The sequence below is a fragment of the Brevibacterium antiquum CNRZ 918 genome (assembly GCF_900169145.1).
Classification (GTDB): Bacteria; Actinomycetota; Actinomycetes; order Actinomycetales; family Brevibacteriaceae; genus Brevibacterium; species Brevibacterium koreense.
Genome location: NZ_FXZD01000003.1, coordinates 112,736 through 126,449, shown reverse-complemented (window position 1 = coordinate 126,449; position 13,714 = coordinate 112,736). Strand labels below are relative to the sequence as shown.

The 13,714-nt window shown below is 64.5% G+C and carries 12 protein-coding genes; 3 read left to right on the top strand and 9 right to left on the bottom strand.

All coding sequences use genetic code 11. The annotated features are described in order from the left end of the window. Positions 1-24 precede the first annotated feature (24 nt). The 3 genes from pucL to uraD all read right to left on the bottom strand — a co-directional run bounded on the left by pucL (position 25) and on the right by uraD (position 1,912). Positions 25-909, bottom strand: a complete 885-nt coding sequence (gene pucL, locus BANT918_RS05685; protein WP_101619545.1) for a factor-independent urate hydroxylase — start codon at positions 907-909, stop codon at positions 25-27. Positions 910-1,097: 188 nt separating this feature from the next. Beyond that, positions 1,098-1,421, bottom strand: a complete 324-nt coding sequence (uraH, locus tag BANT918_RS05680; protein WP_101619342.1) for a hydroxyisourate hydrolase — start codon at positions 1,419-1,421, stop codon at positions 1,098-1,100. Beyond that, positions 1,418-1,912: a 2-oxo-4-hydroxy-4-carboxy-5-ureidoimidazoline decarboxylase gene (gene uraD, locus BANT918_RS05675; RefSeq protein WP_101619341.1), complete on the bottom strand. Its 495-nt coding sequence runs from the start codon at positions 1,910-1,912 to the stop codon at positions 1,418-1,420. Before uraD ends, uraH begins: the two co-directional genes overlap by 4 nt. 253 nt (positions 1,913-2,165) lie before the next feature. Between uraD and BANT918_RS05670 the strand changes: the two genes are divergently transcribed. Both BANT918_RS05670 and BANT918_RS05665 read left to right on the top strand, forming a co-directional pair. Beyond that, entirely contained in the window at positions 2,166-3,350 is a 1,185-nt protein-coding gene (locus tag BANT918_RS05670) for a glycerate kinase (RefSeq protein WP_233430368.1), read from the top strand. Between the two features lie 43 nt (positions 3,351-3,393). Continuing rightward, entirely contained in the window at positions 3,394-3,861 is a 468-nt protein-coding gene (locus tag BANT918_RS05665) for a peroxiredoxin (RefSeq protein ID WP_101619339.1), read from the top strand. Positions 3,862-3,943: 82 nt separating this feature from the next. On the opposite strand, the gene BANT918_RS17345 is transcribed toward BANT918_RS05665, so the two are convergent. From BANT918_RS17345 to BANT918_RS05635, 5 genes are all read right to left on the bottom strand, one after another. Then, the gene (locus tag BANT918_RS17345) at positions 3,944-4,477 is read right to left on the bottom strand and encodes a DUF559 domain-containing protein (RefSeq protein WP_162619313.1); all 534 of its coding nucleotides are present in this window, start codon (positions 4,475-4,477) and stop codon (positions 3,944-3,946) included. Between the two features lie 696 nt (positions 4,478-5,173). Further along, the gene (gene allB, locus BANT918_RS05650; RefSeq protein ID WP_009883245.1) at positions 5,174-6,553 is read right to left on the bottom strand and encodes an allantoinase AllB; all 1,380 of its coding nucleotides are present in this window, start codon (positions 6,551-6,553) and stop codon (positions 5,174-5,176) included. Between the two features lie 236 nt (positions 6,554-6,789). Beyond that, positions 6,790-8,586 (bottom strand): glyoxylate carboligase, encoded by a 1,797-nt coding sequence (gcl, locus tag BANT918_RS05645; protein WP_101619338.1) that lies wholly within the window; start codon positions 8,584-8,586, stop codon positions 6,790-6,792. Between the two features lie 176 nt (positions 8,587-8,762). After that, a complete protein-coding gene (locus BANT918_RS05640; RefSeq protein WP_101619544.1) occupies positions 8,763-9,650 on the bottom strand; it encodes a 2-hydroxy-3-oxopropionate reductase in 888 nt (295 codons plus the stop codon). Between the two features lie 31 nt (positions 9,651-9,681). Further along, on the bottom strand, positions 9,682-10,494 hold the full coding sequence (locus BANT918_RS05635) for a hydroxypyruvate isomerase family protein (protein ID WP_101619337.1): 813 nt from the start codon (positions 10,492-10,494) through the stop codon (positions 9,682-9,684). Positions 10,495-10,833: 339 nt separating this feature from the next. On the opposite strand from BANT918_RS05635, the gene BANT918_RS05630 reads away from it, so the two are divergent. Then, the gene (locus BANT918_RS05630; protein ID WP_101619336.1) at positions 10,834-12,411 is read left to right on the top strand and encodes a nucleobase:cation symporter-2 family protein; all 1,578 of its coding nucleotides are present in this window, start codon (positions 10,834-10,836) and stop codon (positions 12,409-12,411) included. Here BANT918_RS05630 and guaD read toward each other — a convergent pair. Further along, a complete protein-coding gene (gene guaD / locus BANT918_RS05625) occupies positions 12,380-13,687 on the bottom strand; it encodes a guanine deaminase (protein WP_101619335.1) in 1,308 nt (435 codons plus the stop codon). The genes BANT918_RS05630 and guaD overlap by 32 nt on opposite strands. Positions 13,688-13,714: the final 27 nt, after the last annotated feature.

Here is a 13,714-nt window from a genome sequence, read left to right as displayed (position 1 = left end):
CCGTGGACCCGACTATGGAAATTATCAGCAGAAGCCGGCGATCTGCGCCCAGGCGTCCTTGTTCTCCTCCACACCGTCACGGGTGAAGGTGGCTTCGATCAACCCGTAGGGGCGATCAGCGACGATGAGCACTTCGTTCGGGTTCTCCAGTCCGAAGCGTTCGATGTCGTAGAGGAAATGGTGCTTGTTCGGGCAGGAGAAGCGGATCTCATCGATCTCCGGCACAGCCTCGATGACCTTCTCACCCATCTGGTACAGGGTGTGCTGCAGGGCATGCGAGTAGTGGTCGGTGAACGAGTCGAGGATGATCTCCTTCACTTGTCTGTACACGCCCTCGAAGTCGAGGTCCGAGGTGTTGTAGATCCAGCGGGTCGCGATGTCCGTGGCGAGGATGCGGTCGTCGGTCTCCGGCAGGGTCGTGTACTTGTCCTTCGGGTAGCCGACGAAGCCCGACTCGGTGGTCTTGAGTACGGTGAGCCCGTAGAAGCCCGAGATCAGGGTGTCTTTGTCACCGTCGCGGGTGAAGACCGCGGTGCGGGTCTCAGGCGCTGACTTGTAGAAGGAGTGGTCGTGGTCGTTGATGCGGCTCCAACCGTATTCCTCGGCCGCCCAGCGTCCGCCGGTGACCCAGTCGAAGCTCGAGGTGAAGTGGTCCGCGAGGCCCATGATGAACTGCTCGGGCGAGGTCACGCCGAGTTCCTTGGCCTTCGCGAAGACCGTGTTCTTCTGAGTGTCGGTGGCCACGACGTGCTCGTTGTTGCCCTCTGTGTGGGCAGTTTCGAAATCGCCCCGCAGCTCCGAGGTCACGTTGAGGTCGCGGATCTCGTGACGATCGGTGTCACGGTAGACCCTCATCAACCGGTTCTCCGCCTTGCCGTACTGGTTCGTTGTCAGTCGTACCTTGCTCATCTTCTTGCTCCTGTTGCTGAAACCAGCGACCCCGGCGCGCTCGTCACCGAGTCTGCCTTGGCCGCTGTGACCAATTGATTTGCGAGGTTGCCGGACGACTCGTCCTGCCAACTTCGGCGGTTTGTTGAGGATCATGATCCTGTAAGGGGGCCTGCTTCCCCTGATGTCGTATGGGTGGTGTCAGCTTCTCAGCTTCCCCGGTAGGTGCTGTAGGCGAACGGGCTCAGCAGCAATGGTATGTGATAGTGGCCTTCACCGGCCTTGACCGTGAAGTCGATCGTCACCTGAGGATGGAAGTGATCCTGCCCTTGGGTCTCGAAGTAGGCACCGGTACCGAATACGATCCGATAGTCTCCGGCGCCGAGGTGGTCCGGTCCGAATTCCGAGACACGACCGTTGCCGTCCGTGCGGGCGTTCGCGATCACCTCAGCACCGGAGTACAGCGTGACCTCGAGGTCAGCGGCAGGAGTGCCGAGCGTGGAGTCGAGTGCGTGGGCGGAGATGAAGCTCATGCAAGTATTCCTTCGAGTCTGAGTGCGGCGATCTGGATCAGCTGCTCGCCGACCTCTGCGAGCTCCTGGGTGTCGGTGTTGGACATGCGGCGCTGAAGCTCAGCGAGGATCTCCTCGGGGCTGCGTCCAGCGGCGCGGATGAGGAAGACGCGGTCGAAACGCTCTTCGTAGGCGGCGTTGCCTGCGGCGAGACGGTCCTGAACATCCCCTTCGAGGGAGCCCAGGCCAGCCTGCTCACGAGAGGAATGGGCCGCCTCGGCGGAGGCCCCCTTGGCCTTCTCACCGATCCGGGGATGGTGAGACATGGCACGGGCGATCTCATCTGGGCTCAATGGGTTCGCGCTTGTGCGAGCCGAGTCCAGGGCCGCGGCCAGGTCGGAGTAGGGCCGGGCGGCCACGACACCATCGATCCACCGGTCGACGTCCAGGCATGGACGCAACGCCGTTCGGGCGTCATCGGCAGGGAGCTGATTGAACTCGCTCAGGTCCACACTGACCTCCTGAAGAAATCGAGATGCTGGCCCGTCTCAGAACGTGTTTCACATCTCGGAAGTATATTTCCATTTAACTGGTTCGAGTGTGGCCCGAGGTGCCTTCGATGTCAAATCCCAAACGATCACCTGGGGCACTAATTTGGAAAACTTCTTCCGCAGAGTGGATAATGATTGTGCGAATGGTGGAATCGGCTGGTCCGACTGCTGAGCGCTCTCCGCCGATATCACGACAATGAGGTTGAATGACGTCATGAGCAGGGAAAGACCAACGATCGTCTGTGCCCCCGATTCCTTCAAGGGCTCGGCCGGTGCCCCCGCCGCCGCAGCCGCCCTGGCGCGCGGTGCCCGCCAAGTGTTCCCCGACTCGCAGATCACCGATCTGCCCTTCGCCGACGGCGGTGAGGGCACCCTCGACGCTCTGCTCGCAGTGTGGGGCACGCCAGCCCGCTCGGTCGACGTGGTCGATGCCCTGGGGCGACCCGCGACCGCCCTGTTCGGCATCTCCGCCGACGGGAAGACCGCAGTCATCGAGGCGGCACAGGCCAATGGCCTCCCCCAGGTCTCCGACGTTGAGCTGCAGCCCGAGCGCGCTGGCACCTATGGCGTCGGGCTCATCGCCAGCCATGTCCTGGCACAGGGAGTCGAAGAGATCCTGCTGTGCATCGGCGGATCGGCGAGCACCGACGGCGGGGTCGGCATCGTCTCCGCTCTGGGCGCGACGTTCAGCGACTCCTCCGGGGAGCCCGTCGCCCCCGGCGGCGGCGGCCTGTCAGCCCTGGTCTCGGTCGATTCCTCGGGGCTCGACCCCCGCGCGCTCGACGTCCGCTGGCGCATCGCCGTCGACGTCGACAATCCGCTCACCGGCCCCCGCGGTGCCGCCGCAGTCTTCGGCCCGCAGAAGGGTGCCGACCCCTCCTCGGTGTCCGTCCTCGATTCCGGCCTGGCCCACCTCGCCGAGGTGCTCGCCGGTTCCTCGGCCGAGGCCTTGTCTCTGGCCGCGACGCCTGGCTTCGGTGCAGCCGGCGGCATCCCTCTGGCGCTGACTACCCTGCTGGGCGCCGAGGTTGTGCCCGGATCGACCATGGTCGCCGAGGCGGTGGGCCTGACCGAAGCCCTGTCGAAGGCCGATATCGTGCTCACCGGCGAGGGGTCCTTCGACTCCCAGTCCCTGGGCGGGAAGGTCGTCGCGGCCGTCCGGGACCATGCCCCCGCCTCGGCGAGGATCATCGTCGTGGCCGGACGCGTCGCGCTCAGTCCCGCCGAATGCCGCGAGGCAGGAATCACCGCCGCACTGTCGATCGCACCCGGCCCGGCCGAGCTCGCCGAGCTCTCCGACCGCGCCGAAGAGCTCATCGAAGCCACGGCGGCACACGCGTGCGCGCTCTTGGGCGCGGGCCTAATGGGCGCAGGTACCGCGGGCGCGCAACAGAACTGACCACCAGCAGCACAAGCAGTCACCCACGAAAGGACGCATCATCATGGCGACACAACTCGAAGTCGGACAGAACGCACCCGACTTCTCCCTCACCGACGCCAATGGAAAGACCCACTCGAAGGCGGACTTCGCCGGACAGAAGTTCATCCTCTACTTCTACCCCGAGGCCGCGACACCCGGCTGCACGACCGAGGCCTGCGACTTCCGCGGCAACCTCTCGTCCCTGGCCGCTGCAGGATTCCAGGTGCTCGGGGTCTCCCCCGATGACGCCGAGGCACTCCAGGCGTTCACGGACGACCAGCACCTGACCTTCCCACTGCTCTCCGATCCCGGCGCGGAGCTCGCGAAGACCTACGGGTCGTTCGGAGAGAAGACGGTGGGCGGCAACACCTTCGAGGGCACCCTGCGCTCAACCTTCGTCATCGCCGAAGACGGAACACTCAGCGACGTCGAATACAACGTCGACGCCGAGGGCCACGTCCGCCGCCTCCGCGAGAAGCTCGGCGCCTGAAGCCAGCTCTTCTTGCACGGCTGAGCAACCTTCCCGGCGCTTGGCAACCTTTAGCGAGGTTGCTACGCGCCCGAAAGGTTGCTCAGTTCGACGAGAGCCGCGTGGCAGTTGCATTGAGGATGTGATGGAAGAGCTCTGATCGGTAGAGCTGCCTCCAGGTCAACCGGATCACCAGATAGCCCGCGGCGCTGAGGGCCGACTCCCGCAGCTTCTCCTTCTCGATCTCCTTCTTCGGATCCCCGGAGCCGAGTCCGTACTTACCCATTCCGTCGACCTCGACGATGATCTTGGCCTTCTCATGGCAGAAGTCGACTCGTCCCAACCAGTTCCGGGCAGTGTCGAAGATGTTCACCTGTGGGAGGAATCCGACAATTCCGAACTCGTAGAATCGCACAGCACAGACCGATTCGGCGACGGATTCCCGACGACCGTCGGCTAGCTCAAGAGCGTTCTCCACATTTCGCGAACCCTCTATCTCAACGCAGGCAGAGACAACCGTCCTCACATCGTCGAGATCTGCAGAGCCACAGCGCAAAGCATGGTCGAGCATCGGCACTGAGACGCTCAGCGGATAGTCACGCGCTACGTCGATGAGCGACCGCTCCAGTGAGGTCACTGCATATATGCCGATCTTGACCATCTGGGTTTGAGGTATCAAACGACGCCGGACCCGCAGATTGGTATAAGTGCGGCTGACCTTTGGCCGTACAACTTCCACCCGATGCTCGCTGAGGGAGCTCACGGGCAGTTCATGGATGAGCGCTGCGGACAGGTGGCTGAAGATTTCTCCTCCACGTGGAGTACGCCGACTGAGCAGACCCTCCTGAAGATGCTCTGCTCGAGCCCGGATAAGTACCTTGAGTCTCTCGACCTGGTCCCGGATATCCCCGAATTGGACGAACTCACTGCTGGAACCGCTCTTGATCGATTCCCAAAGCTCGCTATGAGCTGCATCAGCGCAGACGAACTCGGTGACATATCGGCCTCGCGCCACCCTGCGCAGGCAGCAGCGCAGCGCTCGCCGGATTTCCTCTCGAGAGAATCCCAAGCGAACCAGACGTGCGGCGGTGATGTGCGCATACATAACAACTAAATTGCATCATTCAACAGCAAACAGCAACATATTCCGCGATTCTGTGGATAAACCTGTGCACAGAGGTGGTCGTATCGTCAGCAACAACTTCGTACCTCAGCAACCCGAATGCTTCGCGTCATCAAACTGAGCAACCTTCCGGGCGCTGAGCAACCCCGCTAAAGGTTGCTCAGCGCCCGGAAGGTTGCTGTAACGATGAAGCCCCTTGCGAGGCGCGCCTCAGCGGGCGCGGAGGAGGTGGCCCTGGGGCTCGTCGAAGTTCACGGGGGCGCCGCGGAGGATCGTCTGCTTGACGGCGCCGCGGACGGTGCGGGCGTCGTAGGCGCTGATCTGGTTGCGGTGGTAGAGCTCGGCGGCTGCGACCGTCCACTCCTCGTCGGGAGCGAAGACTGCGAAGTCCGCGTCGTTGCCGAGTGCGATCGCGCCCTTGTTCTCCACTCCAGCGACGGAGGCGGGGGCACTGGACATCCAGGCCACCACCTCGGCGAGGTCGATGCCGCGCTTGGCGGCCTCGGTCCATACAAGGGAGAGACCCAGCTGCAGCGAGGAGATTCCGCCCCAGGCTGCCCCGAAGTCGCCGGTGTCGAGCAGTTTGAGTTCGGCCGTCGAGGGCGAATGGTCGGAGACGATGCAGTCGATCGTGCCGTCGACCAGGCCCTGCCACAGGGCCTCGCGGTTGGATTCCTCACGGATCGGCGGGCAGCACTTGTGCGTCGTCGCTCCGTCCGGGATCTCCTCGGCGGTGAACACGAGGTAGTGGGGGCAGGTCTCAACGGTGAGCTTCACGCCCTCGGCCTTGGCCGCGGCGATCTGCGGCAGCGCATCTGCCGATGACAGGTGCAGGATGTGGGCGCGGGCACCGGTCTCGCGGGCGGCCTCGATGACCCGTGCGATCGCGACGTTCTCGGCCTCGCGCGGGCGGGAGGCGAGGAAGTCGCTGAACTTGCGGCCCGAGTTCTTCGGGGCCTCGGCCATGACCGAGTGGTCCTCGGCGTGGACGATGAGCAGGCCGTCGTACTTCGCGAGCTCGGCCAGATCGGCGCGCAGCTCATCTGGCTCCAGCGGTGGGAACTCATCGACTCCCGAGTCTTCGAGGAAGCACTTGAAACCGTAGACGCCCGCGTCGAAGAGGGGCTTGAGGTCACCGGTATTGCCGGGGATCGCCCCGCCCCAGAAGCCGACATCGATGAATGCCTTGGATGCGGCTACTTCGCGCTTGATGTCGAGGGATTCGACGTTGACGGTCGGCGGCAGGGAGTTCAGCGGCATGTCGACGATCGTCGTCACCCCGCCGGCGGCTGCGGCGCGGGTGGCGCTGGCGAAGCCTTCCCATTCGCTGCGGCCCGGGTCATTGACATGCACGTGCGAATCGACGAGCCCGGGCAGGAGAACCTGCGACTCATCGACGTCGACAACCTTCGCATCCGCCGAGGCGGCACCGCTGAGCACCGCTCCCCCGGTGGCGACCTCGACGATCTTGCCCGCACGAACGCCGATCTCGGCCGCGCTCACGCCCTCGGGCAGAACTGCCCGCTGTGCCCGAATGATCAGGTCGAAGTCCTGGTCAGGACCCTGTGTACCGGCGTCATCGACGTTCATGCATCCTCCTCGTTTCATCGGCCCGCAGGCCAAGTTCTCTGCTCGGCATCGATCCCGGTCGTTTCCACGGCATCGATGCCCGATGTCTGCTGCGACGTGTCTCGCCAAGCATGTCAGACAAGTCCCGGGAGTGTCGGAACCAACCCTCCGACGCTCCCGGGACTATGGTATACCAATTGTGGTGCAGCCGACATCTGGCGCGGCTACTGAACCGCGCCGCGCCGGCCGCGCCCCAACTACTTCGCCGCGGACATTTCGCCCATCGGAGTCAGCGCCGTGGGCGCATCGGCCGGAGTCTGAGCGAGGACGTCGAACTCATTGATGTTGTCCAGTGCGGCGCCCATCGAGATGTTCGTGACGCGTTCGAGGATGACCTCGACGACAACGGGAACCTGGTGCTCGTCCATGAGCTCCTTGGCCACTCGCAGGCCCTCGCCGATGAGTTCGGGGTCCTCGACGCGCAGCGCCTTGCACCCCAATCCCTGTGCGACGGCCACATGGTCGACGCCGTAGCTGGCAGCTTCTCCCGAGGAATTGATGTTGTCGAAGGCCAACGACACGTGATAGTCCATGTCGAAGCCGCGCTGCGATTGCCGGATGAGCCCCAGGTAGGAATTGTTGACCACGACGTGCAGGTAGGGGATCTTGTGCTGTGCCCCGACGGCCAGCTCCTCAATCATGAATTGGAAGTCGTAGTCACCGGAGAGGGCGACAACCGTCTCCTCCGGCTTGGTCTTCGCCACCCCCAGCGCTGCCGGTCCGGTCCAGCCCAATGGTCCGGCCTGACCCGCGTTGATCCAGTGGCGCGGCTTGTAGACGTGAAGCATCTGCGCACCGGCGATCTGGCTCAGGCCGATCGTCGACACATAGGTCACGTCCTCGTCGAAGGCGGCGTTCATCTCCTGGTAGACCCGCTGGGGCTTGATCGGCATATCGGTGTAGTTGGTCTTGCGGTGCTCCGTGGACTTGCGCGCCGTGCACTCGCCGGCCCAGCCGGTGAAGTCCGGCAGTCCCGCAGCCTCAGTCCGCCCGCGTGCAGCGGACAGCAGGGCGTCGAGCGCGGCCCCGGCGTCGGAGACGACACCGTAGTCGGGTGAGAACACGCGCCCGATCTGCGTGGGCTCGATGTCGATATGGACGAACTTCCGGCCGTTGCGATAGACCCCCAGATCACCGGTGTGACGGTTGGCCCAGCGGTTGCCGATGCCGATGACCAGGTCGGACTCCAGGAATGAGGCATTGCCGTAGCGCACGTGGGTCTGGATCCCAACCATGCCTGCCTGCAGCGGGTGGTCATCAGGGATGGTGCCCCAGCCCATCAGTGTCGGTGAGACCGGAATCGATGTCGCCTCGGCGAATTCGACGAGCTTGTCCGCGGCATCGGCGTTGAGGATGCCGCCGCCGGCGATGATGAGCGGGTGCTTGGCAGCCGCGATGAGGTCGAGGACCTTCTCCGCCTGCGCCGAGGTGGCCGCCGGCTTCGACGGAACCAACGGTTCGTAGGTCTCGATATCGAAGTCGATCTCAGTCTGCTGGACGTCGATCGGCAGGTCGATGAGGACCGGGCCCGGCCTGGCCGAGCGCATGAGCTGGAAGGCCGACTGGAAGACGCCGGGGACCTGCCCTGCTTCGAGCACCGTTTTTGCCATCTTGGTCACGGGCTTCGCGATCGAGGCGATGTCCACGGCCTGGAAGTCCTCCTTGTCGAGGACCGCGACGGGAGCCTGTCCGGTGATGCACAGGATGGGCTGCGAGTCCGCGGCTGCGGCGTAGAGACCGGTGATCATGTCTGTTCCGGCAGGCCCCGAGGTGCCCAGGCAGATGCCGATGTTCCCGGCCGCTGCCCGCGTGTATCCGTCTGCCATGTGCGAGGCACCCTCAACGTGGCGGGCCAGCGTGTGGCGGATTCCGCCGTGGGCCCTCATCGCTGAGTACAGCGGGTTGATGGCCGCACCCGGCAGGCCGAATGTTTCGGTTGCGCCTTCCTTTTCGAGGATGAGCACCACCGCGTCAACTGCACGCATACGTGTCATTGTTCTTCCTTCTTGTCAGTGGTCCGGAGTCAAGTGGTCCGGATTCGAGTGGTCCGAGTTCAGAGAGCCGGCGACGACGCTGTCGCCGGCTCGGTTCGTGGTGGGACGAGGCCGCCAGTGTCGTTATGCCGATGGCCCCGCCCTGTCTGTGGCAGCTCAGTGCTGTCTGCGGCAGCTCAGTCCTGGTTCTTGCCCGAGAGCTGTTCGACGACGGTGAACAGACCCGAGTGGTCGAGTCCTCCGTTGCCCTGCTGGACGGTCGAGGCGACGAGCTGCGCGACGGCCGAACCGAGCGGAATCGCGACCCCTGCCTCGCGGGCGGCGGCGGTGACGATGCCCATGTCCTTGTGGTGCAGCTCCAGGCGGAAGCCGGGGTCGAAGGAGCGGTCGAGCATCTTCTGCCCCTTCTGGTCGAGGACCTTCGATCCGGCCAGTCCTCCACCGAGGACCTGCAGCGCCGAGGTGGTCTCGACTCCGTAGGCCTCGAGGAAGACGACCGCCTCGGCGAGGAGTTCGATATTGCCGGCGACGATGAGCTGGTTCGCGGCCTTCACGGTCTGCCCCGAGCCCGAAGGTCCGACGAGGACGATGGTCTTGCCGACGGCGTCGAAGACATCGGACACGGCATCGAAGTGGCCCTTGTCGCCTCCGACCATGATCGACAGCGCACCGTTGATCGCTCCTGCTTCGCCGCCGGAGACGGGTGCGTCGAGTGGCTTGAGGCCCTTCTGGGCAGCCTGGGCGGACAGGTTCTTCGCAACGTCGGGGCGGATCGTGGAGTTGTCGATCCAGTAGGCGCCGGCCTTGGCGTGGGCGAGGATGCCCTCGTCGCCGGTCAGCACGTCCTCGACGTCCGGGGAGTCGGGCACCATGGTGATGATGACATCGGCTCCGTCGACCGCCTCGGCGATGGTCCCTGCGGCCTGGCCGCCTGCTGCGGCAAGGTCTGCGGCCTTCTCCGGTGAACGGTTGTAGCCGCGGACGGTGAAGCCTGCATTGACGAGGTTCTTGGCCATCGGCAACCCCATGATTCCGAGTCCGATGAATGCGATTGTCTTGCTCATGTTCATGTCCTATCTGAAGTGGGTGTGGCGTTCAGTTCGCGAGCCATTCGAATGCGGTGGCGCGATCCTGCTTGTATTCGAGTGCAATGGATCCGGTGTAGCCGAGCTCGTAGGACCGGTTGATCCAGTCCTGGAGCGGCAGTTCCCCCGTGCCGGGTGCCCCGCGGCCGGCGGCGTCGGCGATCTGGATGTGACCGAACTTCGCGGCATCGGCCTCGATGACCGCGGCGACGTCGTCACCGTTGATCGACATATGGAAGAAGTCGGCGAGGACGGCGATGTTGGCAACGCCCTGAGCACGGACCCGCTGGACCACCTCGGCGGCGTCGGAAGCACGCTTGAGGGGGTAGTCATCGGCTCCGGAGACGGGTTCGACGAGCACGGTCCCCTGGATGGCGGCGACGGCGTCGGCCGCGAACTTGAGATTCTCGATCGCGACCTCGTCCTGCTCCTCAGGGGTCTGGCCCTCGGTGCGCAGGCCGTAGAGGGCGTTGAAGGCGCGGCAGCCTGTGCGGCGGCCGATCTCGACGACGATCTCGACGTTCTTCGCGAAGTCGGCCTCTGCGCCCTTGATCGAGACCATGCCGCGGTCACCGGCGGCCATGTTCCCGGCCCAGAAGTTCAGTCCCTTGAGTTCGACGCCTGCACTGTCCAGCGAAGCGATGAATTCATCGACCTCCGCCGAGGTGGGGGTCGGGTTGCCGTCGAAGGGCCACCAGAACTCGACCTGGCTGAAACCGGCGTCCTTAGCGGCCTGGGCGCGCTCCATCACGGGCAGTTCGGTGAGCAGGGTGGAGCAGTTGAGGATGTAGCTGTCGGCATTGGTGAAATCGAATGTCGCCATGGGATTCTCCTTCGCGTCGCTGCGAGTGCGGGTTACCAGGTTTTCGTATCGTGGAAAGGTGTTTCCGTTTGATGAAATCAAGCATAGGCAGGCAACTGAGATGGAGTCAACCCACCGAGGCGGATCAGTCCGAAATTCTCGGATGCCCACAGGGCACGTACGGACCCCGCCCGCCAGCACTGACCAGACAGGGGACTTGCCCCGAACGCCGGAACCCGCTACCCGAATCGCCGGTTTGACTTTGCAGAAAAAGAGGCCGAACGTAGTGGAGATCACATTTGTGGAAGATCGAATCCACGATACGGAAGAGTAATGAGGCTTGCTTCGGAAGGCTGAGATATGACCGAGAGTTCGACGACGAAGTCCCTCCCGCCCGGGTCCACGCGGCCCGAGGACGCGTGGCTCCCGGTGCCCAAGCTCTTCGCCTACGGGCTCCAGCACGTCCTCACCATGTACGGCGGCATCATCGCGGTGCCGCTCATCATCGGCAAGGCGGCCGGCGTCGACGGCGATCAGCTCGTCGCACTCGTCACCGCCAGCCTCTTCGTCGGCGGGATAGCAACCCTGATCCAGAGCATCGGCTTCCCCCTGGTGGGATCGCGTCTGCCATTGATCCAGGGAGTCTCCTTCGCCGGCGTCGCGACGATGCTCTCCATCCTCTCCGGCGGCGGCAACCTCGGCGACATCTTCGGCGCGGTCATCGTCGCCAGCGTCATCGGATTCGTCGTGGCTCCGTTCTTCGCCCGGATCATCCGCTTCTTCCCACCCGTGGTCACCGGCGTGGTCATCACGGCCATCGGACTCACACTCATTCCGACTGCGGGCAATTGGGCCATGGGCGGCGACGAGGCCGCCGCCGACTACGGTTCCGTGCAGAACATCGCACTGGCCTTCATCACCTTCGCCGTCATCCTGCTGCTGAGCAAGGTGGGATCGGCCACGATCTCACGGCTGTCGATCCTGCTCGGCCTCATCATCGGCACGGCCATCGGTGCTGCGATGGGCATGACGGACTTCTCCGACGTCGGCGACGGCGCTCCGGTAGCGCTACCGGGACTGCTGCCCTTCGGCGCGCCGACCTTCGACCTTGCAGCGATCGGCTCGATGCTCATCGTCATCCTCGTCATCAAGACCGAGACCGCAGCGGACGTGCTGGCCGTCGGCGAGATCGTCGGCACCCCGGTCGACAAGAAGCGGGTCTCGGCCGGGCTGCGCGCCGACATGCTCTCCTCGGTCATTGCGCCCTTCTTCGGGTCCTTCACCCAGTCGGCCTTCGCCCAGAACGTGGGCCTCGTGGCGCTGACCGGAGTCCGCTCCCGCTTCGTCGTCTCCGCGGGCGGTGTCATCCTCATCCTTCTCGGGCTCATGCCCGTACTCGGTCAGGTCGTCGCGGCTGTGCCGATGCCCGTCCTCGGCGGCGCCGGGTTCATCCTCTTCGGAACCGTTTCGGGATCAGGCATCCGCAACCTCAAGGAGGTGAAGTTCGAGGGAAACATGAACCTCATCATCGTCTCCGCCTCGCTCGCCTTCGCACTCATCCCCGTGGTCAAGCCCGACTTCTACGAGCAGTTCCCGTCCTGGGTGCAGACGATCTTCCACTCGGGAATCTCCTCGGCCGCGATCATGGCGGTTCTGCTCAATCTCCTGTTCAACGAGCTGAGTTTCGGCAATTCGCGAAACCCCTCCGTCTACGGTGCGAAGCCCGCGCGCTTCCTCACACCTTCGAACCTCAAGGATCTGCGCGAAGGCGATCAGTTCATCGACGGAGTCTTCGTCGACTGCGATGGCGAGGAGATCCCACTCGTTCCCGACGAGCAGGCCGAGGAGATCCGCGCCGCGATCGACTGCGGAGACATCGTCGACACCGCCAGCGTGAAGCAGGTCGTCAGCGAGGAGTCGGAGCACCGCCGCCCTTGACGAGCTGACCGTCGACCCACACGCGGGTGATGTCGGCTGGTGTCCCCATGGCGAAGATCTTCGCCAGAGCGTCCTCGTCGCTGCCGGCGTGCCTGATGCCCACGTCCAGGGGCTGGTGCGCTGCAGGTGAGATGTAGGCCGCGTCGAAGCGCTTGCCCACGGACAGGTCACCCACCTCATCGCCGAGTTCGAGCGCCTCGGCGCCGGCGGCGGTGGCCAGGTGCAGCAGGTGTGCGGAGCTCAGCGGCAGACCGCCGGACGGGTCGAGCTGCTGCATGAAGTACGCCTGGACGCCCTCCTTGAGCAGGGAGAATCCTGTCCCCGCTCCCACATCGGAGCCGAGCGCGACGCGGACTCCGGCCTCGATGTGTCGGCGCAGTGGGAAGAAGCCGCTGGCCAGGTTCGAATTCGAGGTCGGACAGTGCGCCGAGGCGGCCCCGACCTCGGCCATTCTGGCCAGTTCACGATCGTTCGGGTGGACGTTGTGGGCCAGGATCGTCCGCCTGCCCAGCAGTCCCGCACGATCGTAGGTGTCGAGGTAGTCGCGTGCTTCGGGGAACATCTCGGCGACACCGGCGATCTCGTCGCGGTTCTCGTTGAGGTGAGAGGTCACCCAGACCCCAGGATTGTCCGCCAGCAGCTGCCCACCAGCGGCCAGCAGCTCCTCCCCCGCAGAGAAGGAGAAGCGCGGAGTGATGGCGAATCTGAGTCTGCCGTTCCCGTGCCAGCGGTCGATGAGACCCTGACTCTCGGACACTGATTGCTCGACGCTGGTCAGCAGCGGTTCTGGAAGGGTCTTGTCGCTGGTGACCAGTCCAGATGTGATCCGCAGACCCACCTCGGCGGCTTGGGAGAAGAAGGTGTCCATGGCGGTTGCGAAATGCGAACCGAAGACCATCGCCGAGGTGGTTCCCGCCGAGGTCAGCCCGGCGAGGAACTCGCCGGCCACGGCAGAGGCATAGGCCTCGTCAGCGAGCTTCGCCTCTTCTGGCAGGGCACAGTGGTCGAGCCACTCGAGCAGAGGCTTGCCGAGATAGCCGATCGCGCGGACCTGCGGGTAGTGGACATGGGTGTCGATGAGGCCGGGAATGAGTACGCCGGCACGCAGGTCGACCACCTCGGCGTCGGGATGCTCAGCAACCGCACTCGCGTAGTCGGTGCGGGCGATGATCAGCCCCTCAGCGACGACGATGGCGACGTCTGAGCCCGAGCGCAGAGTGCCCCCGGCGAAGGGGTCGATCGGTGTGTCGAAGACACGGGCACGGTAGATGAACATAGTGGTGCTCCTTGGAAGGTGAAGTGT